General features: G+C 72.5%; 15 protein-coding genes. 13 read left to right on the forward strand and 2 right to left on the reverse strand.

The window, feature by feature from the left end; translation table 11 throughout:
- Window positions 1-348: 348 nt before the first annotated feature.
- The 9 genes from OG689_RS42235 (at window position 349) to OG689_RS42275 (ending at window position 9,307) form a co-directional block, all read left to right on the forward strand.
- The gene (locus tag OG689_RS42235) at window positions 349-1,341 is read left to right on the forward strand and encodes a hypothetical protein (RefSeq protein ID WP_266328628.1); all 993 of its coding nucleotides are present in this window, start codon (window positions 349-351) and stop codon (window positions 1,339-1,341) included.
- A gap of 375 nt (window positions 1,342-1,716) precedes the next feature.
- Window positions 1,717-2,457, forward strand: coding sequence for a GNAT family N-acetyltransferase (locus OG689_RS42240; RefSeq protein WP_266328630.1), 741 nt, complete (start codon window positions 1,717-1,719; stop codon window positions 2,455-2,457).
- 43 nt (window positions 2,458-2,500) lie between these two features.
- A complete protein-coding gene (locus OG689_RS42245) occupies window positions 2,501-3,109 on the forward strand; it encodes a hypothetical protein (RefSeq protein WP_266328632.1) in 609 nt (202 codons plus the stop codon).
- Between the two features lie 12 nt (window positions 3,110-3,121).
- Complete coding sequence (locus OG689_RS42250) at window positions 3,122-4,006, forward strand: hypothetical protein (protein WP_266328634.1); 885 nt, start codon at window positions 3,122-3,124, stop codon at window positions 4,004-4,006.
- On the forward strand, window positions 3,999-4,463 hold the full coding sequence (locus OG689_RS42255; RefSeq protein WP_266328636.1) for a hypothetical protein: 465 nt from the start codon (window positions 3,999-4,001) through the stop codon (window positions 4,461-4,463). The genes OG689_RS42250 and OG689_RS42255 overlap by 8 nt, the downstream gene beginning before the upstream one ends.
- Window positions 4,460-5,245 carry a class I SAM-dependent methyltransferase gene (locus OG689_RS42260; RefSeq protein WP_266328638.1) on the forward strand — a complete coding sequence of 262 codons (786 nt, stop codon included), beginning with the start codon at window positions 4,460-4,462 and terminating at the stop codon, window positions 5,243-5,245. The genes OG689_RS42255 and OG689_RS42260 overlap by 4 nt, the downstream gene beginning before the upstream one ends.
- A complete protein-coding gene (locus OG689_RS42265; protein WP_266328640.1) occupies window positions 5,242-7,185 on the forward strand; it encodes a phosphoribosyltransferase in 1,944 nt (647 codons plus the stop codon). The genes OG689_RS42260 and OG689_RS42265 overlap by 4 nt, the downstream gene beginning before the upstream one ends.
- Window positions 7,185-7,796 carry an HAD hydrolase-like protein gene (locus OG689_RS42270; protein WP_266328642.1) on the forward strand — a complete coding sequence of 204 codons (612 nt, stop codon included), beginning with the start codon at window positions 7,185-7,187 and terminating at the stop codon, window positions 7,794-7,796. The genes OG689_RS42265 and OG689_RS42270 overlap by 1 nt, the downstream gene beginning before the upstream one ends.
- Window positions 7,797-7,936: 140 nt before the next feature.
- Window positions 7,937-9,307 (forward strand): hypothetical protein, encoded by a 1,371-nt coding sequence (locus tag OG689_RS42275; protein ID WP_266328644.1) that lies wholly within the window; start codon window positions 7,937-7,939, stop codon window positions 9,305-9,307.
- An 89-nt stretch (window positions 9,308-9,396) separates the two neighbouring features.
- On the opposite strand, the gene OG689_RS42280 is transcribed toward OG689_RS42275, so the two are convergent.
- A complete protein-coding gene (locus OG689_RS42280; protein ID WP_266328646.1) occupies window positions 9,397-10,743 on the reverse strand; it encodes a helix-turn-helix transcriptional regulator in 1,347 nt (448 codons plus the stop codon).
- A 684-nt stretch (window positions 10,744-11,427) separates the two neighbouring features.
- Here OG689_RS42280 and OG689_RS42285 point away from each other — a divergent pair.
- Window positions 11,428-13,617, forward strand: coding sequence for a radical SAM protein (locus tag OG689_RS42285; protein ID WP_266328648.1), 2,190 nt, complete (start codon window positions 11,428-11,430; stop codon window positions 13,615-13,617).
- A 53-nt stretch (window positions 13,618-13,670) separates the two neighbouring features.
- Here the strand turns inward: OG689_RS42285 and OG689_RS42290 are convergent, their stop codons facing one another.
- A complete protein-coding gene (locus OG689_RS42290) occupies window positions 13,671-14,276 on the reverse strand; it encodes a hypothetical protein (protein WP_266328649.1) in 606 nt (201 codons plus the stop codon).
- 84 nt (window positions 14,277-14,360) lie between these two features.
- Between OG689_RS42290 and OG689_RS42295 the strand changes: the two genes are divergently transcribed.
- From OG689_RS42295 to OG689_RS42305, 3 genes are read left to right on the forward strand one after another with little or no spacing between them, the layout of a single operon-like run.
- Window positions 14,361-15,428 carry an aldo/keto reductase gene (locus OG689_RS42295; RefSeq protein WP_266328651.1) on the forward strand — a complete coding sequence of 356 codons (1,068 nt, stop codon included), beginning with the start codon at window positions 14,361-14,363 and terminating at the stop codon, window positions 15,426-15,428.
- On the forward strand, window positions 15,425-16,249 hold the full coding sequence (locus tag OG689_RS42300) for an endonuclease/exonuclease/phosphatase family protein (RefSeq protein ID WP_266328653.1): 825 nt from the start codon (window positions 15,425-15,427) through the stop codon (window positions 16,247-16,249). The genes OG689_RS42295 and OG689_RS42300 overlap by 4 nt, the downstream gene beginning before the upstream one ends.
- Window positions 16,246-17,430, forward strand: a complete 1,185-nt coding sequence (locus tag OG689_RS42305) for a hypothetical protein (protein ID WP_266328655.1) — start codon at window positions 16,246-16,248, stop codon at window positions 17,428-17,430. The genes OG689_RS42300 and OG689_RS42305 overlap by 4 nt, the downstream gene beginning before the upstream one ends.
- Window positions 17,431-17,440: the final 10 nt, after the last annotated feature.

The following is a 17,440-nucleotide window of genomic DNA, read 5'->3' on the forward strand; positions in this document are numbered from 1 at the left end:
CCACGACGATGGCGCAGCTGCTGCGACTGTTCTGCGACCACTTCCAGGACGTAGACGCCCTGATCGGCTCCGACGAAGGCCGACTGCCCCAGGTCACCACGACCGTGTTCGGGGTCCAGGCGGAGGACGGAGCTGCGCAGACGGCCATCCACCGTTTGTGCTCCGACTCGCCCGAAGCAGTCGTGGGTCGTCAACGAGCCGGCCGGACCGGAGGGCGTGCGCGCTGCCCCGGTGGCCGGACCCCACGGGTGCGTACCAGCGGATGCTCTCCAGCGCGCGATCCGCCTGACGCACACCGGGCTCGCCGCCGTTCCCGCTGCCACCCCCTACTCGACGAAGGACGTCTCCTTGCCCACCCGCACCACCTCCGGCACCGACCAGGTCCACTCCCTTCAGACTGTCGTTGTCCTTACCGCTCCGGACGGCCGGGTGGCCCTTCGTCCGGCCGGCGAGCACCTCGAACCGTTCGCCATGCCCGTCAAGAGCGGGGAGAGCCCGCACGACGCGGCCGTGCGTGCGCTGCTCGCACCGACCGGACACGACGCGGTGCCTGGCCGGTTGTTGGCCGTCGACTGGACCGCTCCCGCGCCGGAGACCACGGGCAGTGCGGAGATCGTCCACCTCTACGGGGGAGAGTCGACTGCTGCTCGACATGCCGAACTCGAGGCGGGTGGCCAGGCTCGGTTCGTCGCGCCGGGCGACCTGGACAAGGTCCTTCCCCCGCGATGGTCACGCCGGCTGCTGGCTGCTCTGCACGCCCGCGTGGAGGGCACCGTCACCGAGCTCGAACACGGCAGGCCGCGCCATCCTGGCGCGCTCGACCGCCACAGCGTCCTGGCCACCCGCACCGTGGCCGCGGAGGGCCGATGGATGCTCGGCTACAGCTGGGACGGAACACCGACGCACGTCCGGGGCTGGCTTTTCGCACCGGACGGCCGGGTCCTGCTGCTCCACGACCCGGCCACCGGCCGCACCGGTCTGCCCGGCGGAGCAGGAGGGGAGGATCCGATGATGGCACTGGGAGCAGTGGCCGCGACCACTGCCCAGGCGACGCTCAGTCAGGACCGCGAGGTCTTCGGGCACCACCTGATCGGCGACGAGGCAACGGCGAGCGTGGCGGCGAGGCTGAGGGTCGTCGGTCCACTGGTCCCGGCACCCTGCGCGCCGATGCCGATCCGGCTGCTTGCCGCTCCTGAGCAGGCCCGCGAGTTGGTGCCGGATGCAGCGGTGACGCACTTCGAGCTCCAGGCCGTGATGCACCTGGCGCACTCGGAGTTCGAGCTCCCCGCCGCCGACCGTCGTCCGGTCACCGAGATCCCCTCCACCGGTGGCGTCCTGTGAGATCCCTCATCGCGCGTCCACACGCCGCGGCCCGGCCGTGACCAGCACGGCGCCCTGCACCAGTGACTGGGCGGCCATTACCCGCTACGGGCGTCTTCCCTACCGCCCGGCCCGCCGTCTACCCCTGGTCGAGCCCCAGTCCTGTCCCGCCGTCCCTACGAAGAAGGAGTGTGGTGCGCGATGAGCAATCACCACGTCGGTCGGCGTCCTTCCCCGCTCAGTGCCGCACCAGTTCCCCCGGGCACCGTCCCAGTCGATCCGTGTCGAATTGGCCTCGTCGATGGGCTGGAGGATCGCCTGTGTGAGGAGCTCGCGGTCCTCGCCCAGAGGTGTATCGCCGGTTTCAGCGACGACCGTCCGGTTAGCTCCTCGCTGGTGCGGTCCAGGCTGGCCAACGCGCTGACCGGGGAGCCTCCGGTGTTGGCGGTGGCGCGGGACGGCCAGCAGATGGTCGGCTGGTGCGCGGTGCGCCGCCCCGAGCCGGGTGAGAGGCGGGCACGCCTCTGGGGCCCCGTCGTCGCCCCTTCGGTCCGCCGGGCCGGCCTGGGCACGGTTCTGCTGAACACGATGGTTGACGCAGCCCCGTGGCCGATGGTGACCACGGACGTGCCAGCGGACCGGGAGGGCGCCGCCGACTTCTTCACCCGGTCCGGCTGGAAGCAGCTCGACACCATCACCGTGCTGCATGGGACACCGGCCGCAGGTGCCTTCGACGCCGTCACCGCCGAAAGCGTCGAGGACCTGGACACCTACGTGGCGGCATCAGCCTTCCGGCTCGGCCACCATGAGCCGGCGTTCGCCGGGGCCACGCTGCGGCGGTGGCGCGACGACGCCCGGTTCCTGCTTCAGAACCTGCTGCTGGACCCACCCACCGGCTCGCTGCTCCTGGCACTGGCCCAGCGCAACGCAGTGGGCAGTGAACTGCTGCTCGCCGACGTGTGGGCCGGCGGTCAGGGGGTCCGCCGACTGCTGATCACCGCGGCGCACACGGCAGCAGCAGCCCAACACCTGGCCACCGTGCGGGCGGTGACCAGGCAGGACCCGGCCGACTTCGTTGCCTGTGGTATGCGCATCACCGGCCGCTGCCTCACCTTCACCCTTCCCCGCGAACTCTGACCTGCGCATTGCCGGACCCGAACCCACCCGACAGGAGGGCCCCGTGCCCGCATCCGTGAAACACTCGCTCGTCCACGCGGTCGACGTCGTCGCCAGCGCGGACGAGGCCCGTCACCTGACCGCAGACTTGGCCGCCCGCCTCGAGGCCAGCCCCGACGTGCGCAGCGTGCAGTGGGACGAGGTGTCGGCGTCGTGGCTGTGCACGCTCGCCGACGGCGGCCGCGGGCGGGTGGCGCTGGCCACCCCGGCGGACGCGGCAGCCGCCGTCCAGCACACGCACCGTCTCATCGCCACCTTCGAACAGGGCGCGCCGGCCGAGGCGCAGGCCTTCTTCTCGGTCGCACGGCACCTGCCGTTCACCACCACGGAGATCGCCGCGGCCGTCTGCGAGCTGCCGCTCACCAGCCGCCTGGCCGAGCGTTGGCCGGACAAGCCGCTGGCCGACGTCGGCGTACTGTTGACGATCCACCACATGCGCGACTTCCTGGTCCTGGTCGAGAGCCTGCTCGCCCTCGGGGTGGACCCGGCACACATGACGGTGATCGACAAGGAGTACCCCTACGCTCACACCCACCGCGTGGACGCTCACCTCGTCCACCGCCATGGCGTCGCCGTGTGGCGCTACCGGGACCTGCGGGCAGGGATCGAGTAGCACATCGCCCGCGTGTCCGCCGCAGGCAAGCAGAGCGTGGTCATGGACGACGGCGGCTACGTCCTTCCCGTCGTGCTGCGCGATCTCCCCGGGCAGGCCTCGCACTTCACCGGGCTGGTGGAGCAGACGACCTCCGGCATCCGGAAGGTGGATGGCTTCGAGCTGCCGCTGCCGCTGTTCAGCGTGGCCGAGAGCGACATGAAGGGGATGATCGAGTCCTACGGCATCGCCGACTCGGCGGTCCGCAACACGCTGCAGCTGCTGCCGGACGAGAAGTTCGAGGGCCAGGCCGCCCTCGTGCTCGGCTTCGGCCGGATCGGCCACGAGGTGGCCCGGGTCCTGGAGAGCCGGCGGATGCGGGTCGCGGTGTTCGACTCCGACATCACCCGACTGGTTGCCGCGCACGAGGAGGGCTTCCTGACCGGCCGCTCACTCGAGGCCCTCGTGGAGGCCCACCGGCCGCGGCTGGTGGTCGGCTGTGTCGGTGCCCGTAGCTTCGGCCTCGCGCAGGCCCGGCTCCTGCCCCCGCGATCGTTCCTGGTCAGCACCACCAGCAGGAACTACGAGTTCGGCCTGGACGAGCTGCGCGAGGGCAGCATCACAGTGACGGACCGGGGCGTGCTCGGCACCAGCTACCAGCTGGCCGATGGCCCGGACGTCCTCGTCCTCGGGCACGGCATGCCGATCAACTTCCATTACGCCGAGTCCCTGTCCAACAGGTACGTCGACCTGGTCCTGGCCGGGTTGGCGGTCGGCGCCGTCGCCCTGGCCGGCGGCGACGCGCGGCTGCAGCCCGGACACAACCTGGCCGCGACCAACCAGCTCCTCGCCGAGTCCGGCATCGTCGACGACTACTACCGGCTCTACGGCCCGGCCGCCGGCAGCGGTCGTGGCTGAGCGGATCTTCACCCTCGACGACCTGACCGGCGCCCGCTCGGTGTGCGGATGCCTGACCTGCCGCCTCAGCTCCGTGTTCGCCGGCCATCTCAGCGCCCTGCGCACCGGTTACCCCGGCACCGTCACCATGCTGGGCCACCGCACAGCCGCCCCCGGAGCGAGCGCCGTGCCGCACTTCCTCACCGTGCTGCTGGGCGAGGTGGCCGCGGACGTCGTGGTGTGGGAGGAGATGCGCCCCGACCAGCTGACGGCCTGGCTCCCGCAGGCCGATGCCCGTGAACGGGTGCCGCAGCTGGCCGGCCGGATCCCGCGCCTGGTCGCCATCCGCCAGGCCATCCGCGCGGGCACATTCGCCCCTTCGGGACCCGCGGGTGCCGCCCTGGCCGACGGCCGCTACCCATCGTTCCTCTACCTCGCCCAGTACTGGCCCACCCTGACGAAGGAGTTCACACCATGACCACCGATCCCTCCACCGACTTCGCCGCCGTCCAGACCGGCTACGCCGCCTATTCCAGCGGCGGCCGCGGCCGCCTGCGGCACGACATCACCGCACGCCGGGTCCTCGACGAGCTCGGCGACCGCTGCGCCCACGTCCTGGACGTCGGGTGCGGCGACGGGGAGATGGTGCTGCGCCTGGCGGCCGCCGGGCACCGGGTCGTCGGCGTGGAGAAGTCCCCGGGCATGCTCGCCGCCGCGAGCGGGCGCGTCGCGGCCGCTCCTGACCTTGCCGGGCGGGTGACGCTCCTTGAGGGGGCCATCGGCAACCTGCCCTTCGCCGACGGCTCGTTCGACGCGGTGGTCTGCCACGGCGTCGTGATGTACCTGCCCGACTCCGCGGCCCCCGTCGCCGACCTTGCACGGCTCGTCGCCGCCGACGGCATCCTCAGCGTCCTGACGAAGAACAGCTTGGCCGTGGGCGTGCGGGAGGCCCTGACCGGCCGGTACGCCAGGGCCCGGGCTCAGATCGAGAGCGGGCAGGCCGCCAGCGTCGGCAACCTCGGCATCACCACGCGAGGGGACACCCCCGCCCACCTGGACGACCTCGTCCGGGCCGACGGGCTCACGCCGTTGCCCTGGCAGGGCGTGCGGATCTTCCATGACCACCGCACCGACTGGACGCCCACCGAGACGGAGTACCAGGAGGCGCTCGAGACGGAGTGGGCCGCTTCCAGCCGCAGCCCCTACCGCGAGCTGGGCCGCCTGGTGCACGCCGTGGCCCGCCGCGAGGGCGCCGCGTGAGCGTGCCGACGGCCATCAGGCCGCTCACCATCAGCCGTCTCGCCCGGGACCTCGCGTCCCGGGCGGGGCGCCCCATGCCGGCCCTGCGCTGCTACGAGTCGCTGGCCGCCCTGTGGATCCGCTGCCGCGACACCGGCCAGCCCGGCGCGAAGGCACTGCACGAGGCGACCTGCCTGGCCGCTCGGCGGCTCGCCGACGGCGAGGACACCCTCCTCGCGCCCGCCGCCGGCCGCCTGCCCCACTGGCTCCGCTCCGACCGGTCCATCGTGCGGCTGCCTGCGTCCCTGGCCGTCCAGGGAGTGGAGTGGCGGGACGCCACCGCCCTGGCCCAGACCTGGCTGGACACCCGGCCCGGCTCCGGTCCGGTCCTCGTGGCGGGCGTGCGCACCGGCGGCGCGTACCTGGCCCCGCTGGTCGCCGCCCACCTGGAGGCGGCCGGCGTGGACGTGGAGGTGATCGGTGTCCGACCCGGCGAGCACCACGAGGCTGGCCACCGGCGGGTGCTGCTGGTGGACGACCCGCCGCTGACCTGTCGCACGCTGCTGGCTCTCGCCCGGGAACTGCCCGGGGCCGAGGTCCTGGTGCCGGTGTTCGACACCGACGACGTGCAGCGGCTGCGGCAGGCGGGGATCGCGGTCACCGTGCTGCCGCGCGAGAAGTGGCAGTCGACCCGCCGCCTGGAACCCGATGCCCTGTCCACCTACCTTCAGGCTCACGCCGAGTGGCCCGGCGCGGACCGGCCGCTCGTCCTGGAAGCCCTCGTGCCCGGGCGGGAGAACTCCGCCCTGGCCCCGTGGCCGGGTGTGCGCCGCCGCTCGCCCGCCCGGGCCGCAGTCCGGCTGCGGACACCCGGCGGAATCCGGCACACGGGAGTCGCGGCATGGGTGCCGCCCGGGATCTTCGGCGACGCCGCCCGCGCTGCGGCGACAGCCCTGCGGAGCCCGCTGGTTCCCCTCACGCTCGCCGTGGCGCCCGCGCTCGTGGTCAGCGAGGATCTCACCCCCACGGCCCCGCTCGGCCCGCAGCCGGGGCCCGGCCGACTGGAGGAGGCGATGGACTACGTCCTCGCCCGTGCCGGCCAGCTCCCGGTGGAGCCCGCCGCACCCGGCGGGCCGATCCCTGCGGTCCTGCTCGCGGTGGCCGAGGCTTTGACCGGCACGGACGGCACCGGGCCGGCCACGCTGCTGCACGACCTGCTGTCCGTCCTCCCGGCGGCGCTGCCCGACAACCGGTGCGAGGCGGAGAAGTGGTGCCTCGACCAGGCGGGACGGCTCCGCAAGACCGGGCACCTTGCCCACGCCTACCGCCGCGACAACGAGTTGCTGAACCCGCTGATCGACCTGGCCGCGCTCACCGTCACGTTCGGCAGCACCCTGGACGCCGTCGCCGAGAGCCTCGCCCGACGCCTGCCCGACGAACAGCCCTGGCACGCGGCGCTCGCCGTGGCCCTGCTGTGCCACGGCACGGCCCGCGGCAAGCAGCTCCCGCGGACCTACAACGCGCACCGCGCGGCCGAGACCGCCAGGGAGGCCTACCGGCTGCAGCGCGCCATGTCCAAGGCAGCCGCTCTCCTCCAGCACATCCTGAACGACACCTCGGCCGCCGCGCGGGCGACTGTGCCGGTCGTGCACCGGTGGGCGCGGCCGCCCGCGGCGCTGATGCAGCCGCGGCTGCCCTTCGGCGGCACTGCCGCACCCCAGGCGAGGCCCGGTCCCACAGGTGAGGAGACGCAGCTGACGCTGAAGGCCGTCGAGCGGTGGGCCCAGGGCCGGTTCCAGCCGGTGCGGGAGGGGGACGTGCTGCTGCTCGCCCCGCTGGGCGCACCGCCGGCCTGGCCCCAGGCCCGCGCCGAGCTTCAGGAGCTGCCGCGACTGCTGCCCCGCCCCGGGCTGCTCGCCTGGTGCGGCGTGCCCGTCGTGTCCCTGGGCGAGGTGCGCTGATGCTCGTCTTCGACTTCGACGGTGTGCTGCACGACTCCCGCGAGCGGGCGTGGCGTTGCTACCAGGGCGCCCGCAGCGAGATGGAGCTGTGGGACCTTCCCGACCTGGCCGGCCCGGGTGACCTGCCCGTCGTCTACCAGGGTGTGCTGAGCACCTCGCTGACCCGCTGGATCGCCTTCGAGACCGCGGAGCGGTTCTGGAAGCGCCATGCCGAGCTGACGGCCCAAGCCGCTGCCGGAGAGCCGCACGGCGTCATCGCGGAGCTGATGGCACCTCTGGCCGAACTGGCCGCCGGGCCGGGGTATGCGGTAGTCACCGGAAGCCACCGCAGCAGCGTCCTCGCCCTGCTCGGCCGTGACCTGCCCGCCCAGGCGATGCCCCGCATGCTGCTCACCCGGGACGAGCAGGGCAGCAAGAGCGACAAGCTCCGGCTCCTGCGCGACCGGTACGGGGCGACGGCATACATCGGTGACACCGGCAGCGACGTCCGCCACGCCCACGCGGTCGGTCTGACCGCGATCGCCGTCGCCTACGGCTACGCCGGCCGCGAGGACCTGCTCGCTCCCCGGCCGGAGCACCTGCTGGCCACCCCGGCCGACCTGGCCGCCTGATGCCGGGGACAGGCCCTGCGGTGACACCCGGTCGGGGGGCACGGCGCCTTTCGTTGACGACGTCAGCTGCACCTCCTGTGCGCAGGCCCGCGGACGACCGAGCCCTCCAGGCCCACCCGGACATGAACGGAGAGCACTGCATGCAGTCCCACGGAGCGACGCCCAACGGGCGGCTCGACGCGCTCGTCGCTGAGGCGCCGATCTCACGCAAGGAGCTGGCCAGGAGAGTCAACGAGAAGTCACCCGCGTCCGGTCGCCGAACCGCCTACACCCATACGAACGTCGGGCGGTGGATCGACGGCGCGGAGCCCAGGACCGAGGCTGTCGCCAGGCGGATCGTGGAGGTGCTCAGTGAATGTCTGGGCCGGGTTGTCACCCTTGAGGATGCAGGCTTCCGTGGTTCGCCCCATCCGGCCGCCGACATCGGGTTGAGTTTCCCTCAGGACCGCCAGGCCGCGCTTGAGGGCGCCATGAACTGCTGGAGCACCGTGCACCGTCGCGATCTCATCCGTATGCCGGGTGCCGCTGCCTTCGCGCTGCCGACGATGCGGTGGCTGGCACGGCCGGCTGACGAACCGTCGGACCACTCCGGCGGCACACGGGTGGGCCGACGCGATGTCGACCAGCTGTGGGCCGCCGCGGCCGAGGCTCAGGTCTGGGACTCCCGGCACGGGGGCGGCGACTGGCGCTCCAGCCAGGTACTGGCCTGCCTGCAGGGGGCGGCTCCCCTCCTCCGGGGGACCTACAGCGCCGAGACGGGACAGGCCCTGCACGCCGCCTTGGCCGAGCTGTCGCGTGTGGTGGGCTGGGCGGCGATGGACGCGGGACACCGCGGCGCGGCCGACCCACTGCTGATCCAGTCCTTGCGGCTTGCCCGGTCCGCCGGCGATGTCGAGCTGGGGAGCTACGTTCTGGCCACCATGGCTCTGTCGGCGCTCTTGGGAGGGCGCCCGGCGGAAGCATCCGAGATGGCGTCCGCTGCCTACGAGCGGGGGCGAGGGCACGCCGCGCCGAGGGTGCTGGCCTTCTGCGCCCTTGCCGAGTCCCGCGCGCTTGCGCGGCAGGGTGACGGCGCGGGCGCCGGGGCGGCGCTCGCGCGCTGCGAGAGCCTGCTGTCCGGGATCCGGCCCGGTACGTACGACCCTTCGTGGATCTCCTACATGACGTGGGAACGGCTTGCGACGGACAGCATCGAGATCCATCGGGACCTGGGTCTCACCCGTGCCGCGAGGACCTGGGCGAAGCCCGCCAGCGGCATGGAAGTGGACCGCTTCACCCGCGCGGTCGGCATCCAGGCCGCCGTGGTGGCCAGCACCTACGCGATCGACCACGAACTGGAGGCGGCCGTCGCCGACGGGCACCGGTCGGTGGACATCCTCAGCCAGGTGCGGTCGCCGCGGGCCCACAGCTACCTCTACGACCTGTTGGACCGGCTCGGACAGTGGCAGGACGACGCCGGAGTACGGGCCCTCGGACGCCGGGTGAGAACCGAGCTTCCGTCCGTGGCCTGAACGGCCGCGACTGTTGCGCCCGGGCCCGGTCACCGGGTCCGGGCGCAACAGTGCGACGTGGCAGCGGGAACGGGGTGTTGCTCGGTGCCTCAGCCCTGAACGCCGATCCGACGGGCGAACTCCCGCGCGCCGGCGGGCGGCAAGGGCGCGTACGCCAGCTCGGCAGCCAGAGCGCGAAGCGCCGGACGCCGGACTTCCTCAGGCGCGACGCGCTCCACGAACTGCAGCGCCGACAGGGTCCGGGGGCCGTCGTTCAGGGCGCGCCACATGCGGGCGGTGTCGGTACCGAGCCGGGCCCGCCGCTCGGCGGTCGGCAGCGCTACCGGGTCGATGCGCACGGCGTAGCGGACGGCCAGGTCCGGTGTGCCGAGCACGGTGTGCACGCCCACCTGGTACAGGTCGACCTGGGCGGGGGTCGCCTCGACGGTGAAGAGGCGCTGCGAGGGAACGTCGGCCGGGAGCCGGTGGACCGCCTCGGCCGCGCCCGTCATCAGATCGTGGGCGCTGCTGGCGTCGTGGTTGCACGCGGCGGTGTAGGCCGCGGTCATCAGCAAGGTCGCGGCAACGGCCCGGGCCGCAGGGTCCGCCTGGGCGTCGAGGTCGCCAGCGGTGCGCCGCAGCAGGTCCACGGCGGCGGCCGGGCGGCCGGCCCGTCGCATGGTGATCGCGAGCACGCGGACCGCCTCGCCGGTGACGACCGGGTCGCCGCTCTGGCGGGCCGCCTGCAGGGACCGGTCCGCGGTCGCCCAGGCCAGCTCGCTGTGGGACTTGGCGGCAAGCTCGGTGGCCAGCACGTAGCCGCGTGCCGCGATCGCGTGGGCGACCTCGCGCGAGCGGCCCGTGGTCGTGGCGCGATGGGCCTCGGCGGCGGCGATCAGCTCCGGCAGTCCCGCACCGAGCTCGTGGTAGCGGGCCGCGGTGTAGTGCGCGCGGGCTGCGGCGAGTTCCCGGTGCAGCACCTCGAGGGGCAGCGGTGCCGCTGCCGGCGCTGCTGGCGCGAAGAGGAGACGTTCGAGATCGGCGGCCGTGTCGTATGGGCTGCTCTCCTGGCTGGCCGCTTCCGCGGTGCGTGGCAGGGCGAGCGTGGCGGAGACGGCGGCCATCCCGGCCAGTAACTTTCTGCGGCGCATGGCGTCCTCCTCGTCCGTCGCACTGTTCGCCACCATAGCGCCGCGAGGGGTTTTCGTGGCGCGATGGGCCGTCAACACCCGTGCCAGGGTGTGAAGTCCCAGGTCGGAGAGGTCGAGCGCCAGTACGGACACGATGCGGTCGAGCGATTCGACCGTGGGACGCAGGGTGCCGGCTTCGATCCGGCTCACCGCGGAGGCGGAGTACCCGCATCGCGTGCCGAGTGCGCGCTGGGTCCAGCGGTTGGCGGCCCTGGCTGCTCGCATGGCTGCACCGAGCAGGCGGTACTCCTCGGTCGCGGCATCCATGCACCCTCCAACTCGCCGTAATCACAAGGCTACTGAGCGGGTGGGCCGGGCGGGGCCGTTCACCGATTTTGCGGGCTCCGCACACGGTGTGCGGGTTGGAGGCGAACATCTTCTCCCACCGGTGGCAGGTGGCTTTCATGGAACACGAAGGCGATGGCCGCCACGCGAACCGTGCGGCGGCCAAGCGGAACCGCCACAGCCATGTGAGCGGGAAAGAGCCCCCGAAAGAGCCCTGTTCAGCGCGGCCGGTTCGGTGTGTCCTAGTGCCTCCCCCCGACGGCGCTCCACTGCGCGTCGCACCCCCCTTTCGTCCCGATCAGCGGCCTTGCCCTGCCCTCGGCCCGGCATGCACGCGTCCGTACCTCGTGTCCTGAGGAGAAGGCATTGGCACACAACCGCAGCAATCCGCAGCGCCGGCCCGGATCGGGCTCGGCCGGCGGCGGCCCTCTGCCGCCGCACGACAGCGGGAGAAGCCGGTGCCTGGCAGCCACGAGATCCGCGCAGCCGCCCGACGACACCCCGGTCGCACGAGCGGGCAAGGGCCGCTTCCTGCCCGCGCCCTGACTGTCACGCACGGCGCCGCCGTGCAGCGCCGCAATGAATCGGCGCAGCACGTTCCTGTCCCCTCCCCACGCTGCTGCCGGTGCCCCGGCACCGAGACGGTTCCACAACCCAGGAGGAACGATGTCCAACACCCAAGGGCCCAGCCGGCGGCAGCCGTTACCGCACCGGCCGACGCCCGGCCCGCTGTCCGACACGCTGACGCCCCTGCTGGAGGCCGTCGCGCCGGGCGCCGACCTTCGCGCGGCTGCGGTCGGGGCATGCCGGACCCGGCCCAACGAGCTGCGCCGGCACCTGGAGGCCCACCTCGGCGACCTCGCCGGCCGCGTGCGCGTCACCGGCACCCTGGATCGCCGTCTCGTCCTCCTCGAGCGCCCCGACGGCCGCTGGGCCGTCGCCGACCTCTCCGGCCAGGCCCATGACAGCCGCCACTGGCCCGACTGGCTGACCGGTCACATCGACCTCGACGACCCCGAGTCGTGGCTCTCGCTCGCTGACCTGGACGAGTACGCCGTCGAGCGGCTGTCGCGGCCCCGGCTGCTGCTGGCCGCGCTCTACCACCCCGAGTTCTTCCCTCTGCCGCGGTTCCCTCTCGGGATCAGCGACGTCGCCCGCGGGTCGCGCTCCACCCTCATGGGCACCACCGACCTGATGGACATGCAGCTCGGTGTGGAGCTGCCCGACCTGTTCAAGGAGATCGCCGACAACACCCCCGACATCCTCGGCATCTCCGCGACGTTCGGGCAGCACGACCTGATGGTGGAGGTGCTGCAGGCCGCCTACACGCTGCCGGAGCCTCCGCTGGTCGTGGCCGGCGGCAGCCTCACCGCCCGCAACGAGAAGCAGCTCCTGGAGGCCTACCCGAAGCTGCTCATCGCCCGCGGGGCGGGCGCACCGACGATCCGCGGCGTCCTCGCACACTGGCACGGCGACATCACCCGCGAGGAGATCCCGGGCATCGGGTACCAGGGAGCCGCCCGCGGCGCGGGCACGCTGGGAATCCGCCGCACCGCCCGGCCGGTCGCGGCCCGCAGCGAGGAGAGCGACCTGCTGCCAGAGCTCGACCTGCTGGACGCCACCCTCTCCTGCCACGGCGTCGCCCAGGCCGAGTGCTCGAAGGGCTGCGTCAGCGCGTGCTCCTTCTGCCCCCGCGACCACAAGGGCAAGTGGGCGGGGGCGAACGCCGACATGCTCCCGTGGTTCCTGCACGAGGTCTCCCTGGTCTTCGAGCGCCACTCCGACACCAGCCGGGTCCTGTACGTGGTGGACGAGGAGTTCGTCGGCCGCGGAGCGGACGCCGTACCCAGAGCACTGGCGGTGGCCGGCACGATCCACGACGCCGGATTCCAGTGGGAGACCAGCTGCCGCATCGAGCAGGTGGTGCACACCGACCACGACGAGGACTGGCACGTGGAGCGGGCGGCCATGTGGCGCGGGCTGGTCGAGCGGGGCCTGCGCCGGTGCCTGTTCGGAGTGGAGTCCGGCGTCGACTCCGTCCTGGAACGCTTCAACAAGGAGACGACCGCCGAGCAGAACGCACTGGCGATCCGGACCCTGTCCGCGCTCGGCGTCCCCACCCGGTACACCTACATCACCTTCGACCACCTCATGACGCTGGAGGAACTGCGGGCGACCCACGCCTTCCAGGGCCGCACCGACCTTCTGCTGCGCCCCCTGCCGCACCTGTCGGTCGAGGAGATCGTCGCCGGTGTGCGCGACGAGGCGTTCGTCGCCGAACACACCACCGGCCGGCCGCTCCACGAGGGCATCTCCTACATGCTCGTCTCCATGGAGTGCCTGATCGGCGCCGCCTACACGCGCATGGTCGAGGCCCGGGGCCTGGCGGGTGCGGTCAGGCCGTCGATGGGCCGCCAGGACGCCGACTTCGCGGACTGGCGGATCGGCATCGCCTCCGAGTGGGCGCAGCTGTGGGTGGACCGCAACTTCGCCTTCGACTACACGCTCAAGTCGCTGGAGAAAGTGCTGGAGCGGGGCGCGGCGTGGGGGGCTGTGCGCGCCGCCCGGGTGGTTCTGAAGGACGCGGCGTACACGGTACTGGGGCACATGCTGGCGGCGGTCGAGGACACCCCGCCGGAGCTGGGCGTGGACGGCGGCGTGGTCCTGCGGGACAGGCTCCGGGCGGCGCTGGACGCGGAGATCGCGGGCCTGGCCTCGCGGGCGCAGGAGGCGGTGGCGGCTGCGGTGGCGGTGCTGCCCGGCGACCGGGCCGAGCTTCTGCGGGCGGAGCACGCCCGCTGGGCGGGCAACGGCGACTGGGCGCTGATCAACGCGGCCGATCCGTGCGGGACCTGACGCGGGTAGGCCGCCCCCGGCGCAGGGGGCGGCCCACCCGGGGGCGGTGCGGGTCAGATGCCGGCCTTCTCCGGGATCGGCACCCAGTTGAACTCGGGGCAGAACCGGGCGTAGGTGACCAGCTTCCACTTCGCGTAGTCGGTGAGGCGGCCCTGCTCGCGCAGCAGGTGCTTGACCCACAGGTGGCAGATGCGCTCCTCCTCGGTCATCGCCTCCGCGATCTGGTCGAGCATCCGGCAGGCCACCAGGAAGTCCTCGTCCGTCAACGCGGACAGGTCGACCTCGACGCCCTCCAGGGTGAAGGAGAAGACGAGCCGGGTCGTGGAGAAGGACGTCCTGCGCTCGCCGAGGAACGTCGTCCGGTCGGCGAGGACCTGCTTCAGGTTCTCCCGGTCGGCGACCGGGAAGCCGATGCCGAGGTCCAGGTCGGAGGTCTCCAGGTTGAGGCGGGTGCCGAGCGAGCCGACGTCGCGCGGCTCGCGTCCGGTCCACTCGCGGATCAGGCCGGCGGCCCGCTCGCGCAGCTCCAGCAGCCGGGCATCGTGAACGCGCATCGAGGCGTAGAACGCCTCGGCCCGCGCGTACTCGGCGGGGGTGAAGTCTGCGGGGGTCGCCCATCCGGCGGCCAGGATCGGGTTCAAATCAAGTTCGGTGCTCACGCGCCACACCATAGTCACCTTCGTCATGGTTTGTGACGGAATCTCACGGAAGAGGTAGAACGAATGCAGGGTGTAGAAAGCCGTTTGCTCGCGCGGAAGTTGACGGTCAACCCGGTGGCGATCGGTTGCTGGGCGATCGGCGGTCCCGGTCACAACCTCGGACTGCCGATGGGCTGGGCGAACGCGGACGACCGCGAGTCACTGCTCGGACTGCGCCGCGCGCACCAGCTCGGCGCGAACCTGTTCGACACCGCCGACGTGTACGGCCACGGCCACTCCGAGAGGCTGATCGGCCGGTTCCTGGCCGGCGTCGAGCGTGACAGCGTTGTCATCTCCAGCAAGGTCGGGTACTTCGCCGGCACCGCGGAGCACGCCTACGAGCCCGGGCACATGCGCCACCAGCTGGAGACGACCCTGCGCAACCTGGGCACCGACTACCTGGACATCTACTTCCTCCACACCAACTCCTTCGGCGAGCAGGACCGCTACCTGGACGGCGCCGTCGAGCAGATGCATGCCTTCCGCCGCCAGGGCCTGATCAGGGCCGTCGGGATGCGCGGCCCGCACCGCCTGGCCACCGACCGCCTCACCGTCCCCAAGCAGCAGCGGGAAAACAAGCACGCGCGGTTCCGCCAGCTGTTCGAGATCATCGGCCCGGACTACCTGTCGGTGCGCTTCAACGCCCTGACCCCCCTCGCGGGCGACGGCCAGCAGGACCTGTTCGCCTTTGCCGCCGAGCGCGGCGTGTCGGTGCTGGCGAACAAGCCCCTCGCGCAGGGGCTGCTGCTGGGCAAGTACGACCCCGAGCGGCCGCCGGCCTTCGGCGAGGGCGACATCCGCGGGCGCAAGGCGTGGTTCACCGAGCCGTTCCTGCGGATCCTCCAGCATGGCCTTGAGCCGCTGCGCCAGCGCTTCGGCCCCTCGTCGGCGGACCTCGCCCGCGTCGCGATCCGCTACGTTCTCCAGCACGCCGACAACTGCGCCGTGTTGACCGGATTCACCACCGCCGAGCAGGTCGAGAAGAACCTGCTGTGCCTGGGCGATGAGCTGTCCGGCGACGACATGGCGTTCATCCGGGAGACCTGCGGGCGCATCCAGCAGCAGCTGGACGCCGCCGGAGAGGTCTTCCTCGACGAACTGGAGAAGCCATGACGGGCCAGGCCTCACTGTTCACCCACCGCACGGCCGGGCACGAGCCGGCCACCGACCGGCTGCGGCTGGTGACGTGGAACGTCCAGCACGCAGCACCCGCCCGCACCGTTCGCCAGGTCGACTGGCTGGCCGGCCAGGAGAGCACCGACGTCGTCGTCCTCACCGAGGTCTCCGGCGGGAGCAGCGGCGACGTGCTGGTGCAGGAGCTGAGCGACGCCGGCTACCGGGCCGTGATCGCGCCGTGGGGCGGTGACGACTACCGCACCGTCATCGCCTCCCGCCACGCCACCGTCGCCGCCGGGCCGTCCCCGGTGGACTTCCTGCCCCACCGCTTCCCCACCGCCGCCCTCACCCTCGCCGGCACCCCGATCACCGTGGCGGGTCTGTACGTGCCCTCCCGCGGGCCCAAGGAGCGGCGCAACGAGGACAAACGGGCCTTCCAGAACGCGGTGAGCGCCGCACTGCCGGCCCTCGCCGCCCGCGGCGGCCTGGTCGCGGTCCTCGGCGACCTCAACGTCGTGGAGCCCGGCCACATCCCGCACCACAGCCTGTACGGGAGGTGGGAGTACGACTTCTACACCTCCTTCGCCGCCGCGGGCTTCACCGACGCCTTCCGCGCCCTGCACCCGGAGGAGGTCGAGCACAGCTGGTTCGGGCGCCGATCCGGTGACGGCTACCGCTTCGACCACGCCCTGGTCACCGCCGCGCACAGCGCGCGGATCCGCACCTGCCGCTACCTGCACGAACCGCGCGAGAGCGGCCTGAGCGACCACTCCGCCATGGAACTGCTCGTCGACCTGCCACAGGAGAGCGCACCATGACCGCACCCGTCACCGCCATCGACCCCGCGTCCCTGCCCTCCGGCCGCCGCACCGAGGTGGTACTCCTCGTCGGCCCCAGCGCACTGCGCCACGAGGCGGCCGGCCCCAGCCGCGGGGAGCTGGTGGCCGCCACCTGGCGCACCCAGGCCGAACCGGACCGCAACACCCTCACCCTCACCGCCGACAACGCTGCCGCCTCCTACTACCGGATCGGAGCGGAGGGCAGCCGCGGCAACAACGCCGGCGCGACGCTCGCCCGCATCGTCCGGGCCTGCGAGGGCCTGGGCGACCTCGCGCCGCTGTTCCTCCTCGTGGCCCGGCCCGACGGCACCTGGCAGCCCTTCACCCAGCTCTCCTTCGGCCCTGAGCTGGTGTTCCTGCGCCTGGACGGCTCCCCGCTCCACGGGGAGTGGGCCAGCGCCCCCACCGTCACCGCGTGGACCGACGACCTCGCCGCGCGCCACCGCGCCCACGGCCCGCGCCTGAACAACCACCAGCGGTGGTTCACCAACGCCCGCCCCGACACGGAGATCGAGCAGAAGTTCACCCTCAACGGCAACCCGGACATCTGGCGCCTGGCCGTCGAAACCCGTGACCTCATCCACGCCGGCGACCTTCCCGGCTTCATCCTCGAGCCCGGCGGCGGCTTCGAGCAGTGGGATTTCCTCAACCACCTGCACGCCATCGACACCCCGCCGGCCGAGCAGGGCCACATCGCCTACATCCCCGCCGTGAACGGCACCTGGATCAGCCGCCGCAAGTGGGGCAGCGACCAGGCCGAGCGGCGCGAAGTCCTCACCGACGGCCTCGACCTCGGCACCGACCCCAACCTGCGGCAGGTCATCGCCGACCAGCACGGCGTCGACGTCGCCTGGTCCGCCACCTACCGCCGGGTCCGATTCAACGTCCTCATGGAGGACGCCCGCACCGGCCACGTCTTCTCCGTCATGTTCGACCGCTGCACCGTCCAGGACCGCCCCGACATCCCCGCGCTGCACCAGGTCGAGGTCGAGTACGTGCGAAGCCGCACCCTCACCCCCGCCGGACCCGACGACGGCCTCATGGAGGGCTTCGAGCGCCTCACCGACTGGACTAGGGCGTGGCTGAAGAGCCGCGAGATCCGTTGTACCGAGCACCACCTGTCCAAGGCGACGTGGCTGCGCCAGCACACCGCCCACTGACCACCCAGGA

Source organism: Kitasatospora sp. NBC_00240, from assembly GCF_026342405.1.
Taxonomy (GTDB): Bacteria; Actinomycetota; Actinomycetes; order Streptomycetales; family Streptomycetaceae; genus Kitasatospora.

Bases quoted from the DNA above. Each gene is read 5' to 3' on its own strand.
- OG689_RS42305 (WP_266328655.1), top strand. From the start codon at position 16,246: ATGACCGCACCCGTCACCGCCATCGACCCCGCGTCCCTGCCCTCCGGC.
- OG689_RS42260 (WP_266328638.1), top strand. From the start codon at position 4,460: ATGACCACCGATCCCTCCACCGACTTCGCCGCCGTCCAGACCGGCTAC.
- OG689_RS42275 (WP_266328644.1), top strand. From the start codon at position 7,937: ATGCAGTCCCACGGAGCGACGCCCAACGGGCGGCTCGACGCGCTCGTC.
- OG689_RS42270 (WP_266328642.1), top strand. From the start codon at position 7,185: ATGCTCGTCTTCGACTTCGACGGTGTGCTGCACGACTCCCGCGAGCGG.
- OG689_RS42285 (WP_266328648.1), top strand. From the start codon at position 11,428: ATGTCCAACACCCAAGGGCCCAGCCGGCGGCAGCCGTTACCGCACCGG.
- OG689_RS42280 (WP_266328646.1), bottom strand. From the start codon at position 10,743: ATGGATGCCGCGACCGAGGAGTACCGCCTGCTCGGTGCAGCCATGCGA.
- OG689_RS42300 (WP_266328653.1), top strand. From the start codon at position 15,425: ATGACGGGCCAGGCCTCACTGTTCACCCACCGCACGGCCGGGCACGAG.